General features: G+C 63.2%; 14 protein-coding genes and 1 pseudogene. 13 read left to right on the top strand and 2 right to left on the bottom strand.

The genetic code is table 11. The features are described 5' to 3' along the window. Positions 1-175: 175 nt before the first annotated feature. The gene (locus tag ACVOLR_RS11200; RefSeq protein ID WP_481536479.1) at positions 176-805 is read right to left on the bottom strand and encodes a hypothetical protein; all 630 of its coding nucleotides are present in this window, start codon (positions 803-805) and stop codon (positions 176-178) included. Between the two features lie 76 nt (positions 806-881). Then, positions 882-3,320, bottom strand: coding sequence for a penicillin-binding protein 1A (locus ACVOLR_RS11195; RefSeq protein WP_481536478.1), 2,439 nt, complete (start codon positions 3,318-3,320; stop codon positions 882-884). 215 nt (positions 3,321-3,535) lie between these two features. On the opposite strand from ACVOLR_RS11195, the gene ACVOLR_RS11190 reads away from it, so the two are divergent. From ACVOLR_RS11190 to tkt, 13 genes and pseudogenes are all read left to right on the top strand, one after another. Continuing rightward, positions 3,536-4,594 carry a pilus assembly protein PilM gene (locus tag ACVOLR_RS11190; RefSeq protein WP_481536477.1) on the top strand — a complete coding sequence of 353 codons (1,059 nt, stop codon included), beginning with the start codon at positions 3,536-3,538 and terminating at the stop codon, positions 4,592-4,594. Next, positions 4,594-5,346, top strand: a complete 753-nt coding sequence (locus tag ACVOLR_RS11185; RefSeq protein ID WP_481536476.1) for a PilN domain-containing protein — start codon at positions 4,594-4,596, stop codon at positions 5,344-5,346. The genes ACVOLR_RS11190 and ACVOLR_RS11185 overlap by 1 nt, the downstream gene beginning before the upstream one ends. Further along, a complete protein-coding gene (locus tag ACVOLR_RS11180; RefSeq protein WP_481536475.1) occupies positions 5,343-6,005 on the top strand; it encodes a type IV pilus inner membrane component PilO in 663 nt (220 codons plus the stop codon). The genes ACVOLR_RS11185 and ACVOLR_RS11180 overlap by 4 nt, the downstream gene beginning before the upstream one ends. A gap of 2 nt (positions 6,006-6,007) precedes the next feature. After that, the gene (locus tag ACVOLR_RS11175) at positions 6,008-6,538 is read left to right on the top strand and encodes a pilus assembly protein PilP (RefSeq protein WP_481536474.1); all 531 of its coding nucleotides are present in this window, start codon (positions 6,008-6,010) and stop codon (positions 6,536-6,538) included. A 193-nt stretch (positions 6,539-6,731) separates the two neighbouring features. Next, positions 6,732-8,444: pseudogene (locus ACVOLR_RS11170) on the top strand (type IV pilus secretin PilQ); the annotation flags it as partial. 101 nt (positions 8,445-8,545) lie between these two features. Beyond that, positions 8,546-9,571, top strand: coding sequence for an AAA family ATPase (locus ACVOLR_RS11165; RefSeq protein ID WP_481536473.1), 1,026 nt, complete (start codon positions 8,546-8,548; stop codon positions 9,569-9,571). Between the two features lie 67 nt (positions 9,572-9,638). Beyond that, a complete protein-coding gene (locus ACVOLR_RS11160) occupies positions 9,639-10,571 on the top strand; it encodes a DUF58 domain-containing protein (RefSeq protein ID WP_481536472.1) in 933 nt (310 codons plus the stop codon). After that, positions 10,571-11,023 carry a DUF4381 domain-containing protein gene (locus tag ACVOLR_RS11155; RefSeq protein WP_481536471.1) on the top strand — a complete coding sequence of 151 codons (453 nt, stop codon included), beginning with the start codon at positions 10,571-10,573 and terminating at the stop codon, positions 11,021-11,023. The genes ACVOLR_RS11160 and ACVOLR_RS11155 overlap by 1 nt, the downstream gene beginning before the upstream one ends. Then, positions 11,023-12,021 carry a vWA domain-containing protein gene (locus ACVOLR_RS11150; RefSeq protein WP_481536470.1) on the top strand — a complete coding sequence of 333 codons (999 nt, stop codon included), beginning with the start codon at positions 11,023-11,025 and terminating at the stop codon, positions 12,019-12,021. Before ACVOLR_RS11155 ends, ACVOLR_RS11150 begins: the two co-directional genes overlap by 1 nt. Continuing rightward, positions 12,000-13,793 (top strand): vWA domain-containing protein, encoded by a 1,794-nt coding sequence (locus ACVOLR_RS11145; RefSeq protein ID WP_481536482.1) that lies wholly within the window; start codon positions 12,000-12,002, stop codon positions 13,791-13,793. Before ACVOLR_RS11150 ends, ACVOLR_RS11145 begins: the two co-directional genes overlap by 22 nt. Continuing rightward, the gene (locus ACVOLR_RS11140; protein ID WP_481536469.1) at positions 13,790-15,469 is read left to right on the top strand and encodes a BatD family protein; all 1,680 of its coding nucleotides are present in this window, start codon (positions 13,790-13,792) and stop codon (positions 15,467-15,469) included. The genes ACVOLR_RS11145 and ACVOLR_RS11140 overlap by 4 nt, the downstream gene beginning before the upstream one ends. 58 nt (positions 15,470-15,527) lie before the next feature. Continuing rightward, positions 15,528-16,835, top strand: a complete 1,308-nt coding sequence (locus ACVOLR_RS11135) for a dicarboxylate/amino acid:cation symporter (protein ID WP_481536468.1) — start codon at positions 15,528-15,530, stop codon at positions 16,833-16,835. 185 nt (positions 16,836-17,020) lie between these two features. Next, positions 17,021-19,027 (top strand): transketolase, encoded by a 2,007-nt coding sequence (gene tkt, locus ACVOLR_RS11130; protein ID WP_481536467.1) that lies wholly within the window; start codon positions 17,021-17,023, stop codon positions 19,025-19,027. Positions 19,028-19,213: the final 186 nt, after the last annotated feature.

Below are 19,213 nucleotides of genomic sequence, written 5' to 3'. Positions count from 1 at the left end.
GGGGGGGGGGGGGGGTGGGGGGTGGGGGGGGTGGGGGGGGGGGGGGCCGCTGGCGCCACCCCCCCTCCCCCCGCGCCGCGCCGCCCGCCCCCCCCACCCGCCCCGTGGGCCCCCGGGGTCGGTCCGCCCCCGGCCGGCCACTACCGGGAATGCGTCTGCCGAGCATGGCTCGGCACTACCTCTGCTCTTGCGCCAGCAGTTGCTTCAGCTGCGTCAGCGTCGCGCGTGGCAGTGGTTTGCCGTCATCCGCTGATACCGGCGGCTGCCGCAATGCATCCTCTGGCAGTACCACCAGTTCGAAGGCGATGCCGTCGGCGGCGAACTCGCAGCCGGGGTAGTGTTGCCTTGACGAGTGTCCGGCCAGTCGCAACGACCAGGCCCGTGCTTCGGCCGGGATGCGTTGCTCATGCAGGAATCGCTGCACGGCATCCGCATCGTCGCAATGCAGATGCAGGATCACCGGGCTGTTGCCATCGGCAAGGCCGCTCAATACAGCGCCGGTCAGGCGCGGCTGGAAAGCCTGCAGAAACTGCATGGCCTGCAGTGCCGATTCGCGGTGTTGGCGCAGTGCACCGGGTTGGCTGGCAGCTGCGAACAGATTCTGGTGCTCGCGCAGCGCCTGCTCGATTTCGGCCAGCCGTGGCCAGAGCGCTTCAAGCGTAATCCCCAGCTTGTTGGCGGCCTTGCGGCGTGCGTGCTCAAGATCATGGATGCCGCTTTCGGCGATCAGCCGGGCCGCCTCCTGCGCGATCAGCTGTCGTTCGCGGCTGTTGCGGGGAGGTGATTGCGGTGGCGATGACGGCATCGGGTTCCAGCCTCGTGGTTGCTGGCCCGATTGTAGGCAGGCGGCGGGGCTTGCGTCCCGCCGCCTGTTGGCTGAATCAGAAGATATCGAAGGCTGCGTCGTCGGTGGTGTGACTCTGCTGGCCGAAGTCGAAGTCCTGCACGCGGTCAAGGTCTTCAGTCTTGACCCACTCAACAGCGCCATTCAGCGTCGCCTGGACCATGCCCGAGGGCGGGTCGTTCTTGGCGATGGGAGCGTCTTTCAGCGCGACACGCATGTAGTCGATCCAGATCGGCAGTGCCGCCTTGCCGCCGTACTCGCGGTAGCCCAGCGAACGGAAGTCATCACGACCGACCCACACGGTGGTTGCCAGCGGGCCACCGAAGCCGGAGAACCATGCGTCGCGGTGATCATTGGTGGAGCCGGTCTTGCCGCCGACGTCTTCGCGGCCAAGAACCTTGGCGGCGGTGCCGGTGCCGCGCTGGACCACATCACGCATCATCGATACCAGCTGGTAAGCGGTACGTTCGTCGATGGCGCGCGGTGCGGTGCGAGCGTTCGGGTTCACTGGTTTGGATGCCTCGATGGCCTCAGGCTTGGCCTCGGTGGGCTTGGCGGCGACTGGGGCGGCTGCCGCCTCGGCGCCAAAGTTGAAGCCGTCCACCACCTGGCTGGCGGGTGCTGCGCCCGCAGTGGAGGTGCCACCACAGCCACGGCAGGCCATCGCCGGGTTTTCCTTGAAGATCACATTGCCGTCGCGGTCCTTGATCTCATCAACGATCCAGGTGTCCACGCGTGAGCCACCATTGGCGAACACGGCGTAACCGCGCGCCACCGACAATGGGGTCAGCGATGCGGTGCCCAGCGACATCGACAGGTTCGGCGGCAGTTCGGCTTCCTGGAAGCCGAATTCGCTGATGTACTTGCGCGCATAGTCCACGCCCATGCTGTCGAGCAGGCGCACCGAGACCAGGTTGCGCGATTGCACCAAGGCTTCGCGCAGGCGCATCGGGCCGCGGAAACCGCCGCCATCGTTCTGCGGCTGCCAGGTCTTGCCGCGACGGTCGCGGAACACCACTGGCGCATCCAGCACGATCGAGGCCGGGTTGAAGCCCTTGTCGAAGGCAGCGGCATAGACGAACGGCTTGAAGCTGGAGCCGGGCTGGCGGCGCGCCTGGGTGGCGCGGTTGAACTTGTTGCCGGCAAAGCTGAAACCGCCGACCAGGGCGCGCAATGCACCGCTTTCGGCATCCACCGAGACCAGTGCGGCTTGTCCGCGTGGAATCTGGTCGATCAACCATTCGCCTTCCTTCGCACCGGCGCGCACGCGGATCATGTCGCCGCGGGTGACCAGCTTGGCCGGGCTGCGGTTGGTCCAGCGGCTGGACGCAACTGGCAGCACCAGTTCGCTGCGGTCGGCCAGCACCACGGTGATGCTGCCGTCGGCATTGGTGGCCGAAACCACTGCGGGCTGCAGGCCCGACTGTGCCGGGATGCCGGCGATATGCCGGGCCAGCGCGGTGTTGTCGGCATCGGCAGCGACGTCGAAGTGCTGCTCCACGCCGTGCCAGCCGTGGCGGTGGTCGTAGGTGATCAGGCCATCGCGCACTGCCGTGTTGGCGGCTTCCTGCAGTTGGCCATTGATGGTGGTGGTGACGTGGTAACCCTTGTTGAGCACGTCGCTACCGTATTTGGCGATCATTTCCTGGCGTACCAGCTCGGCCACGTACGGCGCATACACCTGCACCGGCGGCTCGTGCGGGCTGGCATGCATGGGCACCGCCTTTGCCGCATCGGCCTCGGCCTGGCTGACGTAGCCCAGATCGGCCATGCGCTGCAGCACGTAGTTGTCGCGGCGCTGGCGCGCACGCTCAGGGTTGCTCAGCGGGTTGCCGCTGGACGGGAACTTGGGGATACCGGCCAGCGAAGCCATTTCATCCAGGTCGAGCTCGCCAAGCTTCTTGCCGTAGTAGTACTCGGCGGCGGCGCCGATGCCATAGGCACGGTTGCCGAAAAAGCTCTTGTTTAGGTACAGCTCGAAGATCTCATCCTTGCTCAACTCGCTTTCGATTTTGCGGGCAAGCAGGATTTCGGCGAACTTGCGGGTGTAGCTGACCTCGCTGCTGAGGAAGAATTGCCGCGCAACCTGCTGGGTAATTGTCGATCCGCCGGGTACGCCGTCCTTGGAGCCGGTACGTGCGATCAGCCACACGGCGCGGGCAATACCCTTGTAGTCGATGCCGTCGTGTTGGTAAAAGCGGGCGTCCTCGGTGGCCAGGAAAGCCTGCTTCAGGCGCTCCGGGACGTCCTTCATCTGTACCGGGTAGCGGCGGGTCTCGCCGAATACCGCCATCAATTTCCCTTCGTTATCATAGACATACATTGGCTCCTGCAGTTCGACATTGCGCAGCGCCTGTACGTCCGGGAGCTTGGACGAGACAACGTAATAGAGCGAGCCGATGGCGATTGCGCCGACCAGGGAGAAGGCGACAAAGAGGGCCAGCAGCCAACGCAGCCAGCGACGAAAACGTGGCATCCAGAAGTCCCGATTGCGGTTTTTGTAGCCGCAGAGTATAGATTACGCAGGGGAGCGGCTGGGGCCGCGTCCTGGGGAGAGCAAATGGGGATACAGCTGGGCGACGTGATGCAGATCGCGTCTCGCATTCCGGATGGTTGCCATTTGCTGAAAAAACGTTATTAATGCGCCGACGCAAGACTTGCGTCCAAGTGCCCGTCGGCAGGGGAGAATCCGTGGGGCTTATCCCAAAGAGTCAGGCATCAATTATTGGTGTCGACATCAGTTCGACTGCGGTAAAGCTGCTTCAGCTTTCCCGCAGCGGCAACCGTTTCCGCGTGGAACATTACGCCGTGGAACCTCTTCCGCCGAATGCGGTGGTAGAGAAAAACATTGTTGAGGTCGAAGCGGTCGGCGAAGCAATTCGTCGCGCTGTTGCGCGTTCAGGTAGCAAGGCCAAGGGGGCGGCTGCAGCTGTTGCTGGCTCTGCGGTGATCACCAAGGTGATCCCGATGCCGGCAGACCTGGACGAGGGCGACATGGAGGCACAGGTCGAACTGGAGGCGGTGAACTACATCCCGTACCCCATCGACGAAGTGAACCTCGATTTCGAAGTGCTGGGTCCAGTGCCGAACAATCCAGAAATGGTGCAGGTACTGTTGGCCGCGTCGCGCTCGGAGAACGTGGAGCTGCGTCAGTCCGCGCTGGAGCTGGGTGGGCTGACCGCCAAGGTGATGGATGTGGAAGCGTTCGCTATCGAGAACGCCTTTGCATTGGTCGCCAGCGAGCTGGCTGTACCCAGTGATGGCGTGGTGGCGTTGGTCGACATTGGCGCAACCATGACCACGCTCAACGTGTTGCGCGGTGGCCGTAGCCTCTATAGCCGCGAACAGGTGTTCGGCGGCAAGCAGCTTACCGATGAGGTGATGCGCCGCTACGGGCTCAGCTACGAGGAAGCAGGCCTGGCCAAGCGTCAGGGCGGCTTGCCCGAGAGCTACGAGGTTGAAGTGCTGGAGCCGTTCAAGGAAGCGACGGTGCAGCAGATCAGCCGCCTGTTGCAGTTCTTCTACGCTGGCAGCGAGTTCAACCGCGTTGACCACATCGTCCTGGCTGGTGGCTGTGCTGCCCTGATCGGCTTGCCGACCATGGTCGAAGAGCAGCTTGGCGTGGCTACCTCTGTGGCCAACCCCTTGGCGCAGATGACGTTGGGGCCGAAGGTCCAGGCGCATGCACTGAACCAGGATGCGCCGGCGTTGATGATCGCGACAGGTCTGGCCATGAGGGGGTTTGACTGATGGCACGGATCAACTTATTGCCGTGGCGCGAGGAGCGCCGCAAACAGCGTCAACGTGAGTTCTACGGGATGCTGGGCTTTGCCGCGCTCAGTGGCGTGGTGCTGTCGGGCTTGCTGTGGTTCTTCTACAGCCAGCAGATCAGCGGTCAGAATGATCGTAATGCCTACCTTGAGGCCGAGATCGCCAAGGTCAAGGAACAGAACAAGGAAATCGAACGCCTGGACAAGCAGAAAGATCGTCTGCTTGCCCGCAAAAAGGTGATCGAGGAACTGCAAGGCAAGCGTTCGCAGATGGTGCACCTGTTTGATTCGTTGGTGCGCACCATCCCTGACGGCGTGGTGCTGACGGCACTCAAGCAGGAAGGCGATACGCTGACCCTGGAAGGCCGTACCCAGTCCAATGCCCGTGTCAGTGCCTATATGCGCAACCTTGAGACTTCGGGCTGGATGAGAAGTCCTGAGCTGACGATCATCGAGGCACGTGCGCAGGACGCTCAGGAAAAGGGCGGTGCTGTTGTCGACATCAAGTCCTTGCCGTATGTGTTCACATTGAAGGTACAGCTGCCGGCACCGAGCGATGGCCAGACTGAAGCTGCTATCGCTCCGGTCACAGCTGATCCGGCAGCGGCGGCTACTGGCGCAGAGGCGGCTCCGGCCGCGACGACGCCTGCAGCCACCACTGCACCTGTTGCTCCCGCCGCGGCACCGGCAGTAGCACCGGCAGCGCCGGCGCAGAAGGAGGCCCGCTCGTGAGCAAGAAATTCAATTCCAAAGATCTGGATTTCAACAACATCGGTGCTTGGCCGCGCAATGCGAAGATCGTGTTCTGCGTGCTGTTCTCTTTGTTGATTATTGGCTTGTCTTACCTGCTGGTGATCAGTGGGCAGAGAGGGGAGCTGGAAGGTCTGGTCAGCAAAGAAGTGACCCTGCGTCAGAGCTTCGAGCAGGAGCAGAAGCGTGCAGTCAATCTGGAGCCTTTGAAGCAGCAGTTGGCACAGATGGAGCAGGTGCTGCAGCAGATGCTGCGTCAGTTGCCGAGCAAGACCGAGATGCCGGATCTGATCATCGATGTTTCGCAGACCGCTTTGTCCAGCGGCTTGAACAACGAACTGTTCAAGCCCGGCGACGAGACCTTGAAAGAGTTCTACGCCGAGAAGCCGATCGCGCTGCGTCTGGTCGGTAGTTACCATCAGTTCGGTGCGTTCGTCAGTGGTGTGGCTTCATTGCCTCGCGTGGTGATCCTGACCATGCATGACATCAACCTGAAACCGAAAGGCGGGCAGGGCGTGATAACGCCTGGTGGCGCACTGGAGCTGTCCGGTACGGTCAAAACCTACCGTTATCTGGATGACACCGAGTTGGCCGATCAGGAAAAAGCAGCTGCCGATGCTCAGAAAAAAGGAGGGAAGTAATCATGCGTAATGTTCCCTCCCTGGCTTTGGGCATGGTGTGCGTAGTGCTGCTGGGCGGTTGCGCCCGCGGCATCACCAGTACGCCGGGTGATGCGCCCAATCTTGAAAAGTGGACTGCCGACGTGCGTGCACGTCCGGCCGAGCCTCTGGAAGCGCTGCCTGTGATGCAGCAGTTCGAAACCTTCGAGTATTCGGCACAAGGCCTGCGCGATCCATTCAGTGACGCTTGGGTGTCCGACGACGGCAACAGCCAGTTGCGACCAGACCCGAACCGTCGCAAGGAGCCGCTTGAAGGTTTCCCGCTCGACAGTCTGGACATGGTTGGCACGATTGGTAATGGCGCGGGTGCTGTGGCACTGGTGATGGGGCCGGACAAGGTCACCTACCGCGTACGTCCTGGGGTGTACATGGGTCAGAGCGATGGCCGTGTGACTGGCGTACGCGAAGACGGGATCGAGTTGATTGAACTAGTGCCGGACGGTGCAGGTGGCTGGCTGGAACGCCCAGCTTCGCTTGCACTGGACGATCGTTGATTGATTAGGGGATAGCACGATGACTTTTACCAAAGCCCTGAGCCTGCGTCCCATCCGGCGCCATGCACTGGTCCGCGTCTGCGCCCTGGGAGTGGCGTTGGCAGCGGTGTGCGGCTCTTCGTACGCATCACAGCCAGTTCCAGGTGTTGGCGGCTCAGCCGCAGCCCCGCAACAGGCGGTGAAGGCGGTTTCCGTAACCAAGATCGACTTCAAGCGCGGCGATGATGGCGCTGGGCGCTTGATCATGCAGTTCGATGGTCAAGGTGCGAGCCCGGACCTGCGCAGCCAGGGTAACAATGTCGTGATCGACGTTGGTAACGCTGTGCTACCGGCCGAGCTGCAGCGCCCGCTCAATGTTGTTGATTTTGCTACGCCGGTACAGCGCATCGATGCCAAGCCGTCGGGACAGGGTTCGCAGCTGGTGCTCAGTACCGATGGTGCATTCGATTCGCTGGCCTATCAATCCGGCAACGAATACGTGGTCGAGATTACCCCGCGCAAGGCCGATGTGGCTACCGGTGCGGTGACCTCGAAGACGGTTGCACAGGCAGCTGCCACGGTGGCAACGCGTGGTTACAGTGGCCGTCCAGTGACCTTCAACTTCCAGGACGTGCCGGTGCGCACGGTGCTGCAGTTGATCGCCGAGGAGTCAAATCTCAATGTGGTGGCGTCGGATACGGTGCAGGGCAATGTGACCCTGCGTCTGGTCAATGTGCCGTGGGACCAGGCACTGGACATCGTGCTGCGCGCCAAGGGCCTGGACAAGCGTCGTGACGGTGGTGTGGTCTGGATTGCGCCGCAGCAGGAGTTGGCGAAGTTCGAACAGGACAAGGAAGACGCACGTATTGCGTATGAGAACAAATCAGATCTCATCACCGATTACGTGCAGATCAACTACCACAGCGCCAACGCCATCTTCAAGGCAATCACCGAGGCCAAGGGTGTCGGTAACTCGGGGAATTCCGGTGGTTCAGGTGGTTCCGGTGGTTCAGGCCAGAACGAGAATGGCTTCTTGTCGCCGCGCGGTCGCTTGGTAGCCGATGAACGCACCAATACTTTGATGATCAGTGACATCCCGAAGAAAGTCGCGCAGATGCGCGAGCTGATCGGGGTGATCGATCGTCCGGTTGACCAGGTGTTGATCGAAGGCCGGATCGTCATTGCCAACGACACATTTGCCCGCGATCTGGGTGCCAAGTTCGGCATCGGTGGCACGCGCAGCTATGGCGACAACGACGCAACGATCGGTAGTACCACGAGTGGCGTGGGCAATGCCAATCGCGGGCTCAACGTCAATCTGCCTGCGGGTACGTTTACTACGGGTGGCGCCCCCAGCTTGGCCTATACCCTGCTTGGCGCGAACTTCAACTTGGATCTGGAGTTGTCGGCTCTGCAACAGGAAGGTCGAGGTGAAGTCATTTCCAACCCGCGCATCGTCACCGCCAATCAGCGCGAAGGTGTGATCAAGCAGGGTAAGGAAATCGGCTATGTCACCATCACTGGCGGTGTTAACGGTGCTGCGGCGACCCCGAACGTCCAGTTCAAGGAAGTGCTGCTGGAACTGAAGGTCACCCCGACCATCACCCAGGACAACCGCGTCTTCCTCAACATGAACGTGAAGAAGGACGAAATCGACGATTACCTGGAAGTGGAAAACTTTGGTGTTGTCCCGATCATCAACCGCCGCGAAATCAACACCGCGGTATTGGTCGACGACGGTCAAACCGTTGTGATTGGTGGCGTATATGAGTTCACGGACAAGGAGAGCGTCAGCAAGGTGCCGTTCCTGGGCGATATCCCGTTCCTTGGCAATCTGTTCAAGAAGCGTGGCCGTAGCAAAGACAAGGCTGAGCTGCTGGTATTCGTGACCCCGAAGATCCTGCGCGTAGCCAAGGCTGCCCAGTAAGCACTTGTTACATCTAAGGAAAAGGGCCGCTATCGCGGCCCTTTTCCGTTTGCAGGCTGGCGTTTGGAACCATTTCACCGCAGATCGGTCAAACTGCGCCTATGAACCTGCCTCCCCAGCTGCCCAACCAAGACGATGCCGTGGTCCGTGACACCGGCCTGCATCAGGAATTCACCGCATTGCGCGACGCACTGTCCAGCGAAATCGTTGGCCAGTCTTTGTTGGTCGACCGGCTGCTGACCGCGCTGCTGGCGGACGGTCACTTGCTGGTTGAAGGTGCACCCGGCCTGGCCAAGACCACCGCCATCCGCGCCTTGGCCTCGCGTATCGATGCCAGCTTCGCGCGCATCCAGTTCACCCCGGACCTGCTGCCCGCCGATCTAACCGGTACCGATATCTGGCGTTCGCAGGAAGGCCGCTTCGAGTTCCAGGCTGGGCCGATCTTCCACCCGATCCTGCTCGCCGACGAAATCAATCGTGCACCGGCCAAGGTACAGTCGGCTCTGCTTGAAGCAATGGGCGAGCGGCAGGTAACGGTAGGTCGCAATACCTACCCGCTGCCTGACGTGTTCCTGGTGATGGCCACACAGAATCCGATCGAGCAGGAGGGCACTTTCCCGCTGCCAGAGGCGCAGCTGGACCGTTTTTTGATGCATGTGCGCATCGGCTACCCGGATGCCAGCGCCGAAACCGAAATCCTGCGGCTGGCGCGTGAGCGTGCGCTGCGCGCGATGCGGCCGCAACAGGTGACGATAGAAAAGATCTCGTTGCAGAAGATCGAACAGGCGCGCCGCGAAGTGCTGGAACTGCATATGGCGCCGCAGCTCGAGCGCTATCTGATCGCGCTGGTGCTGGCCTCGCGTGACGCCAGTGCGTATGACGCACAGTTGGCCAAACGCATTGCCTGGGGGGCCAGCCCGCGAGGTTCGATCGCGCTGGAACGTTGCGCCCGCGCCCGCGCCCGCGCATGGTTGGCCGGCCGCGACTACGTCACCCCTGACGACATCCGCGCCGTGGCAGCCGACGTGCTACGCCATCGCGTGCTGCCCAGCTACGAGGCCGCGGCCGAAGGCTGGGATGGCGAGCGCTTGGTGGCGGCGTTGCTTGATTGCGTGCCTCTGCCTTGAGGCAGAGTGTGATGATTTGCGGCGTTGATGGAATGATCATGAGGCCACGTTTGCAGGCGGATCAGCGATGAGTGCGCCCGTAGCCAGACAAACGCAGACGGTTGCGGCTGCCGCAGACGGCATCCGCCCGCAGCTGGCCGAGCTGATCGCGCTACGTGGCGCTGCCAATGGCGGCCGCAAGGCGCGGCGCGGGCACTACGCGGTAAGTGGCCGAGCCGCATCGATGCTGCGCGGTCGCGGCATGGAATATGCCGAGTCACGCGAGTACGTCCCCGGCGACGATGCACGGCACATCGACTGGAAGCTGACCGCGCGTACGGATGCCACGCACACCAAGACCTTCCAGACCGAACGTGAGCGGGTCACCTTGTTGATTGCGGATACCGCGCCTGCCTTGTATTTCGGCACGCGGGTGCGTTTCAAGTCGGTGCAGGCGGCACGGGCTGGTGCGGTGGCGGCATGGTCGGCGTTGCGCGATGGCGATCGCATCGCGGCGCTGCGCGGCTCCGCCCAGCAGGCCTTGGTGCCACCGGCAGGTGGTACACGCGGTGTATTGCGGACGCTGGATGCCTTGGTGCGCTGGTATGGCGAACGGCCTGCCGACGATGGCGGATTGCAGCTGGCTCTGGAGCAGGCTGCGCGGGTATTGCATCCCGGCGCGCGTGCGGTGGTGTTGGCTGATCCAGCCAGCGCGCAGGCAGTGCCTGCAGCAACCTGGTCGGCGCTGTCGATGCATGTTGAAGTGGAGTTGGTGTTGTTGCTTGATCCCCTGGAAATTTCACCACCGCGCTGTGTATTGCCGCTTGCAACGCGATCCGGCCGCCTGCAACTGGATCTGACCTCGTCCGCTGTGCGCGATGCCTGGCATGGCGCGCTGATCGGGCCGGTCGAAGAACTGTGCCGGCAACTGCCCGGTCGCCGTATTCGTGTCAGTACCTTGGTGAGTGACGATGCCAGCGATGCCTGGCTAGGCGCAGCGCCAAACCGGAGCGTGGGTTGATGGCCGCGCAACTGCAGCTGCGTGATGTGCATTTGCCGGCAGCACCGGGTTGGTGGCCGCTGGCACCGGGTTGGTGGCTGTTGATTGGCGCGGTCGTGGTGATTGCTCTGGTCGTGCTATCCATCCATTTCTTGCGCCGGCGCCGATTGCAGCGCTGGATGACCCTGTTTGACCGGCAGGTACAGGCGGCGCAGCAGGGGCCTGCCAGGCTGGCCGCAGCCTCGGAGCTGCTGCGTCGAGCGGCGCGGCGGCTTGATCCGCAGGCGGTGCAGTTACAGGGCGAGGCGTGGCTGCGTTTTCTCGATGGCGCCAAGGGCGAGGACTTCAGCAGTGGCGTCGGACGTCTGCTGTTGGATGGCGGCTTTCGCCCGACGCTTGAAGCTGCGCAGGTCGACCGTGTCTGCCAGCTGGCCCGCAGCCGTTTTCTGCAATTGATGGCCGGGCGCCGCTGATGCAGGACACGATTGCAAACTGGTTGAGCCTGTTGCCGGCGTTTGCGTGGCCTTGGGCATGGCTGGCGCTGCCATTGCCGCTGCTGATGTTGTTGTGGCCCTTGCGTGAACAGAACGGGGCGGCGTTACGCGTGCCTTACGAGCCGGCGCGTCTGCAGGGCCAGGCGCCTTCGCGCGCCGGTGCAGTTTTGCAGACCGTGCTGCTGTGGTTGGCCTGGTTGTGCCTGTGTGCCGCATTGGCGCGCCCGCAGCAATTGGGTGAGCCGATCGAGCCGCCGCGACAGGCGCGGCAGATGATGTTGGCGGTGGACCTGTCCGGCAGCATGAGCGAGCCGGATATGCAGCTTGGTGGCCAGGTGGTCGACCGCCTGACGGCGGCCAAGGCCGTGCTGGCTGACTTTCTTGAGCGTCGCGAAGGCGACCGCATTGGTCTGCTGGTATTCGGTCAGCGTGCCTATGCATTGACGCCGCTGACCACGGACCGCGCCACCGTGCGTGATCAACTGCGTGACAGTGTGGTTGGCCTGGCCGGGCGTGAGACCGCATTGGGTGATGCGATTGCGCTGTCGGTGAAGCGCCTGCGCGAACAGCCGCAGGGGCAGCGCGTACTGATCGTGTTGACCGACGGCGTGAATACAGCCGGCGTGCTGGAGCCGTTGAAGGCGGCCGAGCTGGCCAAGGCCGAAGGCGTGCGCGTCTACACCATCGCTTTCGGTGGTAGCGGTGGCATGTCCCTGTTCGGTGTGCAGCTGCCCGGTGCTGACGACCAGGTGGACGAAGCCACCTTGACCAAGGTGGCCGATGAAACCGGTGGGCGTTTCTTCCGCGCCCGCGATACTGATGAGCTGGTCAATATCTATGCCGAGCTGGATCGACTGGAACCGGTGAAGGACGCTGGCCCGGCAGTGCGCCCACGCATCGAGCGCTATCCATGGCCATTGGCGTTCTCCTTGTTGCTGGGTGTGGTGGCGTTGGCTTGGCGGGGGCTGCGGGCATGATCAATTGGCAGGATCTGCACTTTCTGCGCCCGGAGTGGCTATGGGCTTTGTTGCTGGTACCGGCAGCTTTGCTGGGAAGCTGGTGGCGGCGTCACCGCAGCGCGCGTTGGCATGAGGCCGTGGACCCACATCTGCTGGCTCGCCTGCTCACTGATGGTGGCAAACGCGGATGGTGGGGTAGCGCGGCGCTGGCGCTTGGCTTGACGCTGGCGGCGCTGGCGCTTGCAGGGCCGAGCTGGCGTCAGCTGGAGCAGCCGTTGTGGGAGTCGAAGACACCGCTGGTGATCGTGCTGGACCTGTCCAGCAGCATCCGCGCGACCGATCTGCCACCGTCGCGCTTGCTGCAGGCACGCGCAAAACTGGCAAGCTTGCTGCGTGAGCGCAAGGGCGGCGAAGTGGCCTTGATCGCCTTCGCCTGGGAGCCGTTCACCGTCGCACCGCTGACCGATGACGCAGCCAACGTCGCTTTGTTTCTGGATGCGTTGGCGCCGGAGGTGATGCCGGCCGATGGGCAGCGCGCAGAAAAGGCGCTGCTCTGGGCCGGCGATCTGCTGAAGCGATCCGGTGCCCGAAACGGCGAGATACTGCTGCTGAGTGATCATGCCGATGCAGCAGCACTGGCCGAGGCGGCCAAACTGCGTGCTGCCGGCTACCGGGTCTCGGCGTTGGGCTTGGGCAGCCTGCAGGGCGCCTCCTATCGCGATCAGCGTGGCGCGATTGAACAGGCGCATCTGGATGAAACCTCGCTGCGTGCTTTGGCAGCCGCTGGCGGCGGTGCTTATCAACGCATCGCCAACACCTCGGCCGACCTGCAGGCATTGGGTGTGCTGGAACCACAGGCCGGTGCGCAGGATCGTGAGCAGCAGGCCAGTGCTGGCAAGCAGTGGCAGGACGAGGGCTATTGGTTGTTGCCGCCGCTGCTGTTGCTGGCGGTATTCGCGTTCCGTCGCCCGCGTCGGGTGATGCCGGTGCTCGCGCTATGTCTGTTGTTGCCAATGCTGCAGCCGGCCCATGCGGCCGAGCAGGGCGGTTGGTGGCAGCGCGCCGATCAGCGCCAGCACCAGCGTCTGGGTGAAGGCGTGGAAGCGTACCGGCTCGGCGATTTCGCCACGGCGCAGAAGAAATTCGAAGGCATCGACAACGATCAGGGCTGGTACAACCTTGGCAATGCGCTTGCCCGTCAAGGCAAGTACGACGAGGCCATTGCCGCGTACGACCGTGCACTGAAGGCACATCCGGGCATGCAGGATGCGCTGGCCAATCGTGCTGCGGTGGATGCCGCGCGCAAGCGCAAGTCGCAGCAGGATCAGCAAGGCAAGCAGCAGAAGCCATCCAAGCCGCAGCAGGGCAAGGACCAGCCTGGGCAGCAGAACCAACAGCAGAATCCTTCGCAGCAGAACCAGCAGGGGCAGCCGCAACAAGGGCAGCAGGGGCAGTCGCAGCAGGGCCAACCGCCGGCCGAGCAGAATCCAGCCAGGGACGGAGGCTCGTCGTCCGACAAGGGTGAACAGCCGCCGCAGAGCGAAGATGCCGGCAAGCAGGAACAGGCTGACCAAGCGCAGAGTCAGCGTATGGCCGAGGCCATGCGTCAGCAGCAGGCGCGCGAAGGCGAGCAGCACAGCGCCGCCGCGCAGGCAGCGATGACACCTGCGCAGCGTGAGCAGCAGCAGGCCGTGGAGGCCTGGATGCAGCGCGTGCCGGATGAGCCGGGTAATTTGTTGAAAGCGAAATTCCAGCTCGAATACGAGCGACGGATGCGGGAAAAAAGATGAGAAAGATGCACACAGGCAACGTCATGCAGCTATGGCTGTTGCTGGGCCTGCTGGCCTTCACTGGCCTGCTGCAGGCACAGACCCGCGCCTGGCTGGATCGCGACAGCATCAAGCAAGGTGAGTCGGTCACCCTGACCATCGAGACCGACCAGTCCGGCAGCCCGGACTACGCGCCGTTGGAAGCCGACTTTGTGATCGGTGCGCAGAGCAGCAGCCGCCAGTTGCAGATGGGCGGTGGCGCCTCGCGCAACTACGCCCAGTACGCAGTTGCACTGACGCCGCGCCGTACCGGCATGCTCGACATCCCTGCGCTGCGTGTTGGCGGCGGCAGCACCACGCCCTTGCTGGTGAAGGTTGACGAGGCGCCGGTCGCCAGCCGTGATGGCAACGCGGTGGCCTTCATCGAAACCGAGGTCGATGACAAGCAGCCCTACGTACAGCAGAGCGTGGGGGTGGTGGTGCGGCTGTACTTCGCTACCCAGCTGGCCTCCGGCGAGCTGGTGCTGGATACCCCGACGGCGGCCTCATTGCAGCGCATTGGTGACGACCGCACCTCCGTGCGTGAAGTGGGCGGACGTCGCTACAACGTGGTCGAGCGTCGCTTCCTGCTGATTCCCGAGCGCAGTGGCCCGTTGCAACTGGCCGGTGCACGTTTCAGCGGGCAGGGCGCGGGCGGTTTCTTTGATGATTTCTTCGGCCGTGACAATGGCCAGCTCAGCGCCCGTGGTCCCGACCAGACCTTGCAGGTGCGCGCGACCCCCGCTGATGCACCGCAACCCTGGCTGCCACTGAAGAACCTGCAGCTGCGCTATACCGCGGCGCCCAACAGCGGGCGTACCGGTGAAGCCATCACCATCGAAGTGGAGGCAATCGCCAGTGGCGCCACCAAGGCACAGTTCCCGGAGTTGCCGGTGCCGTCGTTGGGCGACAGCGCACAGGTGTTTGCCGAGCCGCCGCAATACGACGAGACCTTCAGCGGCTCCAGTCCGCAATTGAAATTGACTCGCCGCTATTCGATCGTGCCGCAGCAGACCGGCGCGCTGACCGTGCCGGGTATCCAGATGCAATGGTGGGACGTGGCTGCTGGGCAGGCACGCACCACCTCGCTGCCGGCGCTGTCATTGCAGATTGCCCAGGGCAGTAATACCGGCATGGTCGCGCCGCCGCTGGTGCAACCGGGAGCGACCGGATCTGCAGCGCTGGCCGCAGGCAATGCCTTGGCGGCGTCGCAGGACGTGGCGAGCAACTGGCTATGGCCTGCGCTGGCGGCCGGTTTCGCCTTGTTGTGGCTGGCCACGCTGATCTGGGGGCTGTCGCGCCGGCGCAATGTGGCGGTGACCCGCAGCGAGCATGCACAGCAAGCTGCGAGCTCTGCTTCACGCTACAGCACCACGGACCTGCGCCGCGCCTTGGATGCCGGCAGTCTGGACGAGGTGGCACACATCCTTGCTGCGATGGGCGGGGTGGATGGTCTGGATGCGGTGCTGGAAAAACTTGATGACCCCGCGCAACGCGATGCACTGCAGCGGATGCAACGCGCGCGCTGGGGTGGCGAGGGCGATGTGAGCGCTGCGCGTGCCCAGTTGCGCGAGGTATTCAAGGCCGGTCCGCGCTGGCGGCACACTGCAGTGGCGGAGAAGCCGTTGTTGGACCCTCTCTACCCAGGACAAAGCTGAAAAGGGCGCTTGTACATCGTCTGTTAAGCTGATCCATTCTCTTGAGGGAAACCCACTTATGGCCAATGCAGCCAAGACCACCGCCAAAATGCCGTTCCACTGGAAGATAGGGATCGGCTTCGGCTTCGGTCTGCTGCTCGGCCTGTTCGTTCACCTCGTCAGCCCTGACGCGGCCTGGGTGCACACGGTCACCACCTACCTGACCACGCCGGTTTCCGGGCTGTTCCTGAGCTTGATCTTCATGCTGATCGTGCCGCTGATCTTCTCGGCGCTGGTGATGGGCGTGTCGGAGATGGGTGACATCCGCTCGCTGGGGCGTATCGGCTGGAAGTCTCTGGCCTACACCATCGTGCTGTCTGGGGTGGCGGTCTTTATCGGCCTGGTACTGGTCAATCTGTTCCAGCCCGGCGCCGGTGTTGACCCGAATGTGGCCGCCAAGCTGCTGGCCGAGAATGCCGAGCGCAGCCAGGCGATCGTGGCCGGTGCAGGCACCGCGCCCAAGGGCCTGGACATGCTGCTGTCGATCGTGCCCAACAACGTGCTCGACGCTGCATCGGACAACGGCAAGATCCTGTCGCTGATGTTCTTCGCATTGATGATGGGCATCGGCATGGTGCTGTCGCCGCCCGAAAAGGTCGCCACGCTGCGCAAGGCCATCGAGGGCCTGTTCGAGATCTCGATGACCCTGATCAATCTGGTCATCCGCCTGGCGCCGTACGCCGTGGCCTGCTTCATGTTCAATCTGGCGGCCATTTTCGGCTTTGACCTGCTGGTCAAGCTCGGTGCCTATGTGGGCGTGGTGGTGCTGGCGCTGGCGGTGCACATGTTCGTCAGCTACGGCATCGCGGTGAAGCTGGCCGGGCGTTCGCCGATCAAGTTCTTCCGTGAGACCCAGGAAGCCACGGTGATGGCATTCTCCACCGCGTCCTCCAACGCGACCCTGCCGACCGCGCTGCGCGTGGCTGACCAGATGGGTTTCCCGCATAAGGTTTCGCGCTTCGTGTTGACCGTGGGTGCTACCGCCAATCAGAACGGCACCGCGCTGTTCGAGGGCGTGACGGTGATCTTCCTGGCGCAGTTCTTCGGCGTGGACCTGAGCATCGGCCAGCAGTTCATGGTGATGGTGGTCTGCATCCTCGGTGGCATTGGTACGGCCGGTGTACCGTCCGGCTCGTTGCCGGTGGTAGCGCTGATCTGTGCCATGGTCGGCGTCAATCCGGCCGGTATCGGCCTGATCCTGGGCGTGAACCACTTCCTGGACATGTGCCGTACCGCGCTGAACGTGACCGGTGACCTGGCCCTGACCACGCTGGTGGCACGCGGCGAGAGCGACGACAGCGTCGGCCGGCATCATCCGCAGGATTGAGCTTGTTTGCCGAGTAACAGCGAGAAACGGCCACCCTGTTCAGGGTGGCCGTTTTGCTTGGGCATGTTCCTATCAGCCGAAACGAATGCAAACTATCGTCAGCCTTTACGGACTGATCCCGGCGGTAGCTTGTGGGACAATAGGCCGCCCGCAGTTCCGCGGGAGCCTCCTGATTCTGACGACCCATGACGCAGCCCACCCGCCGCCAGTTGGCGAACGCCATCCGTTTCCTTGCCGCTGATGCGGTAGAAGCCGCCAAGTCCGGTCATCCCGGCATGCCGATGGGCATGGCCGATATCGCCGAAGTGCTCTGGAACGACTATCTCCGTCACAACCCGAACAACCCGAAGTGGTTCAACCGCGACCGTTTCGTGCTGTCCAACGGTCACGGCTCGATGCTGCACTACGCGCTGCTGCACCTGAGCGGCTACGACCTGCCGATCGAAGAACTGAAGGCCTTCCGCCAGCTGGGCAGCCGCACCGCCGGCCACCCGGAGCGTCATGAAACCCCGGGCGTGGAAACCACCACCGGCCCGCTGGGCCAGGGTCTGGCTAACGCCGTGGGCTTCGCGCTGGCTGAAAAGCTGCTGTCGCAGCGCTACAACCGTCCGGAATTCGAAGTCGTCGACCACCGCACCTGGGTGTTCATGGGCGACGGCTGCCTGATGGAAGGCATCTCCCACGAAGCCGCATCGCTGGCAGGCACCTGGGGCCTGAGCAAGCTGGTCTGCTTCTGGGATGACAACAACATCTCCATTGATGGTGAAGTGGAAGGCTGGTTCACCGACAACACCCCGGCACGTTTTGAAGCCTATGGCTGGAACGTGGTGCGCGGCGTCGATGGCCACGATCCGGAAAGCATCAAGGCCGGCATCGAGCAGGCGCTGTCGCAGTTCGACAAGCCGACCCTGATCTGCTGCAAGACCACCATTGGTTTTGGCTCGCCGAACAAGGCCGGCCAGGAATCCAGCCACGGCGCACCGCTGGGCAAGGACGAGCTGGAAGCCACCCGCAAGGCACTGAACTGGCCGTACGGCCCGTTCGAGATCCCGGAAGAGATCTATGGCGGCTGGCGCGCTGGCGGCACCGGCACCCTGCGTCAGGCCGAGTGGGAGCAGCTGTTCGACAAGTACGCCGCACAGTTCCCGGCCGATGCCGATGAACTGACCCGTCGTTCGCACGGCGAACTGCCGGCTGACTTCATTGCCCAGGCCGATGCCTACATCGCCCAGGTGCAGGCCGAAGCGCCGAACATCGCCTCGCGCAAGGCTTCGCAGAACGCCATCCAGGCCTTCGCACCGCTGCTGCCGGAAATCATCGGCGGCTCGGCTGACCTGGCAGGTTCCAACCTGACCCTGTGGAAGGGTGCGCAGACCGTGGTCGGCGAAGACCCGCATGCCAACTACGTGCACTACGGCGTGCGTGAGTTCGGCATGAGCGCGATTGCCAATGGTCTGGCCCTGCACGGTGGTTTCCTGCCGTTCGACGCCACCTTCCTGGTATTCAGTGACTACGCCCGCAACGCGCTGCGTATGAGCGCGCTGATCCCGGCGCACGTCATCCACGTGTTCACCCATGACTCGATCGGTCTGGGCGAAGACGGCCCGACCCACCAGCCGGTGGAGCACGTGTCCTCGCTGCGCTACATCCCCAACAACGATGTGTGGCGTCCGTGTGATGCGGCCGAATCGGCGGTCAGCTGGAAGGCTGCCATCGTCCGCAAGGATGGCCCGAGCTGCCTGATCTTCAGCCGCCAGAACCTGGCCCCGCAGCCGCGTACGGCCGAGCAGGTGCAGCAGATTGAACGCGGTGGTTACGTGTTGGCTGATGCCGTCGGTACCCCGGACGTGATCCTGATCGGCACCGGTTCGGAAATTGGCCTGGCGGTGGCCGCCAAGGCTGAGCTGGACGCTGCCGGCATCAAGACCCGCGTGGTGTCGATGCCGTGCACCGACGTGTTTGATCGCCAGGACGCCGCTTACCGCGAGTCCGTGCTGCCGAACGCCGTGCGCAATCGCGTTGCCGTTGAAGCCGGTGTCACCGGTTTCTGGCGCCAGTACGTGGGCCTGGACGGTGCGGTCATTGGTCTGGACACCTTCGGCGCATCGGCCCCGGCCGACAAGCTGTACAAGCACTTCGGTATCACCACCGAAGCGGTTGTGGCAGCAGCCAAGGCGCAGATCGCGGGCTGATAGCCTTACATCGCATGTCTTGAACAAAAGCCGGGGAAACCCGGCCTTTGTTTTTGCGTCGCCGCAACTGTAGTGCCGAGCCATGCTCGGCAGGGGCTTTCCCGGTATCCCCGCCGTTGTGGAAGCGGCGTCAGCCGCGAAGCTGACAACAGATAAAGCTGACGATAGCCAAGGGTTATCATCTTC

It is taken from the genome of Stenotrophomonas sp. STEN030 (assembly GCF_056759995.1).
The sequence above is the reverse complement of the archived record's forward strand: the minus strand, read 5'-3'. Positions and strand labels throughout refer to the sequence as shown.

Coding starts and splice junctions, on each gene's coding strand:
- ACVOLR_RS11200 (WP_481536479.1), bottom strand. CDS start 805: ATGCCGTCATCGCCACCGCAATCACCTCCCCGCAACAGCCGCGAACGA.
- ACVOLR_RS11195 (WP_481536478.1), bottom strand. CDS start 3,320: ATGCCACGTTTTCGTCGCTGGCTGCGTTGGCTGCTGGCCCTCTTTGTC.
- ACVOLR_RS11185 (WP_481536476.1), top strand. CDS start 4,594: ATGGCACGGATCAACTTATTGCCGTGGCGCGAGGAGCGCCGCAAACAG.
- ACVOLR_RS11175 (WP_481536474.1), top strand. CDS start 6,008: ATGCGTAATGTTCCCTCCCTGGCTTTGGGCATGGTGTGCGTAGTGCTG.
- ACVOLR_RS11165 (WP_481536473.1), top strand. CDS start 8,546: ATGAACCTGCCTCCCCAGCTGCCCAACCAAGACGATGCCGTGGTCCGT.
- ACVOLR_RS11160 (WP_481536472.1), top strand. CDS start 9,639: ATGAGTGCGCCCGTAGCCAGACAAACGCAGACGGTTGCGGCTGCCGCA.
- ACVOLR_RS11155 (WP_481536471.1), top strand. CDS start 10,571: ATGGCCGCGCAACTGCAGCTGCGTGATGTGCATTTGCCGGCAGCACCG.
- ACVOLR_RS11150 (WP_481536470.1), top strand. CDS start 11,023: ATGCAGGACACGATTGCAAACTGGTTGAGCCTGTTGCCGGCGTTTGCG.
- ACVOLR_RS11140 (WP_481536469.1), top strand. CDS start 13,790: ATGAGAAAGATGCACACAGGCAACGTCATGCAGCTATGGCTGTTGCTG.
- ACVOLR_RS11135 (WP_481536468.1), top strand. CDS start 15,528: ATGGCCAATGCAGCCAAGACCACCGCCAAAATGCCGTTCCACTGGAAG.
- tkt (WP_481536467.1), top strand. CDS start 17,021: ATGACGCAGCCCACCCGCCGCCAGTTGGCGAACGCCATCCGTTTCCTT.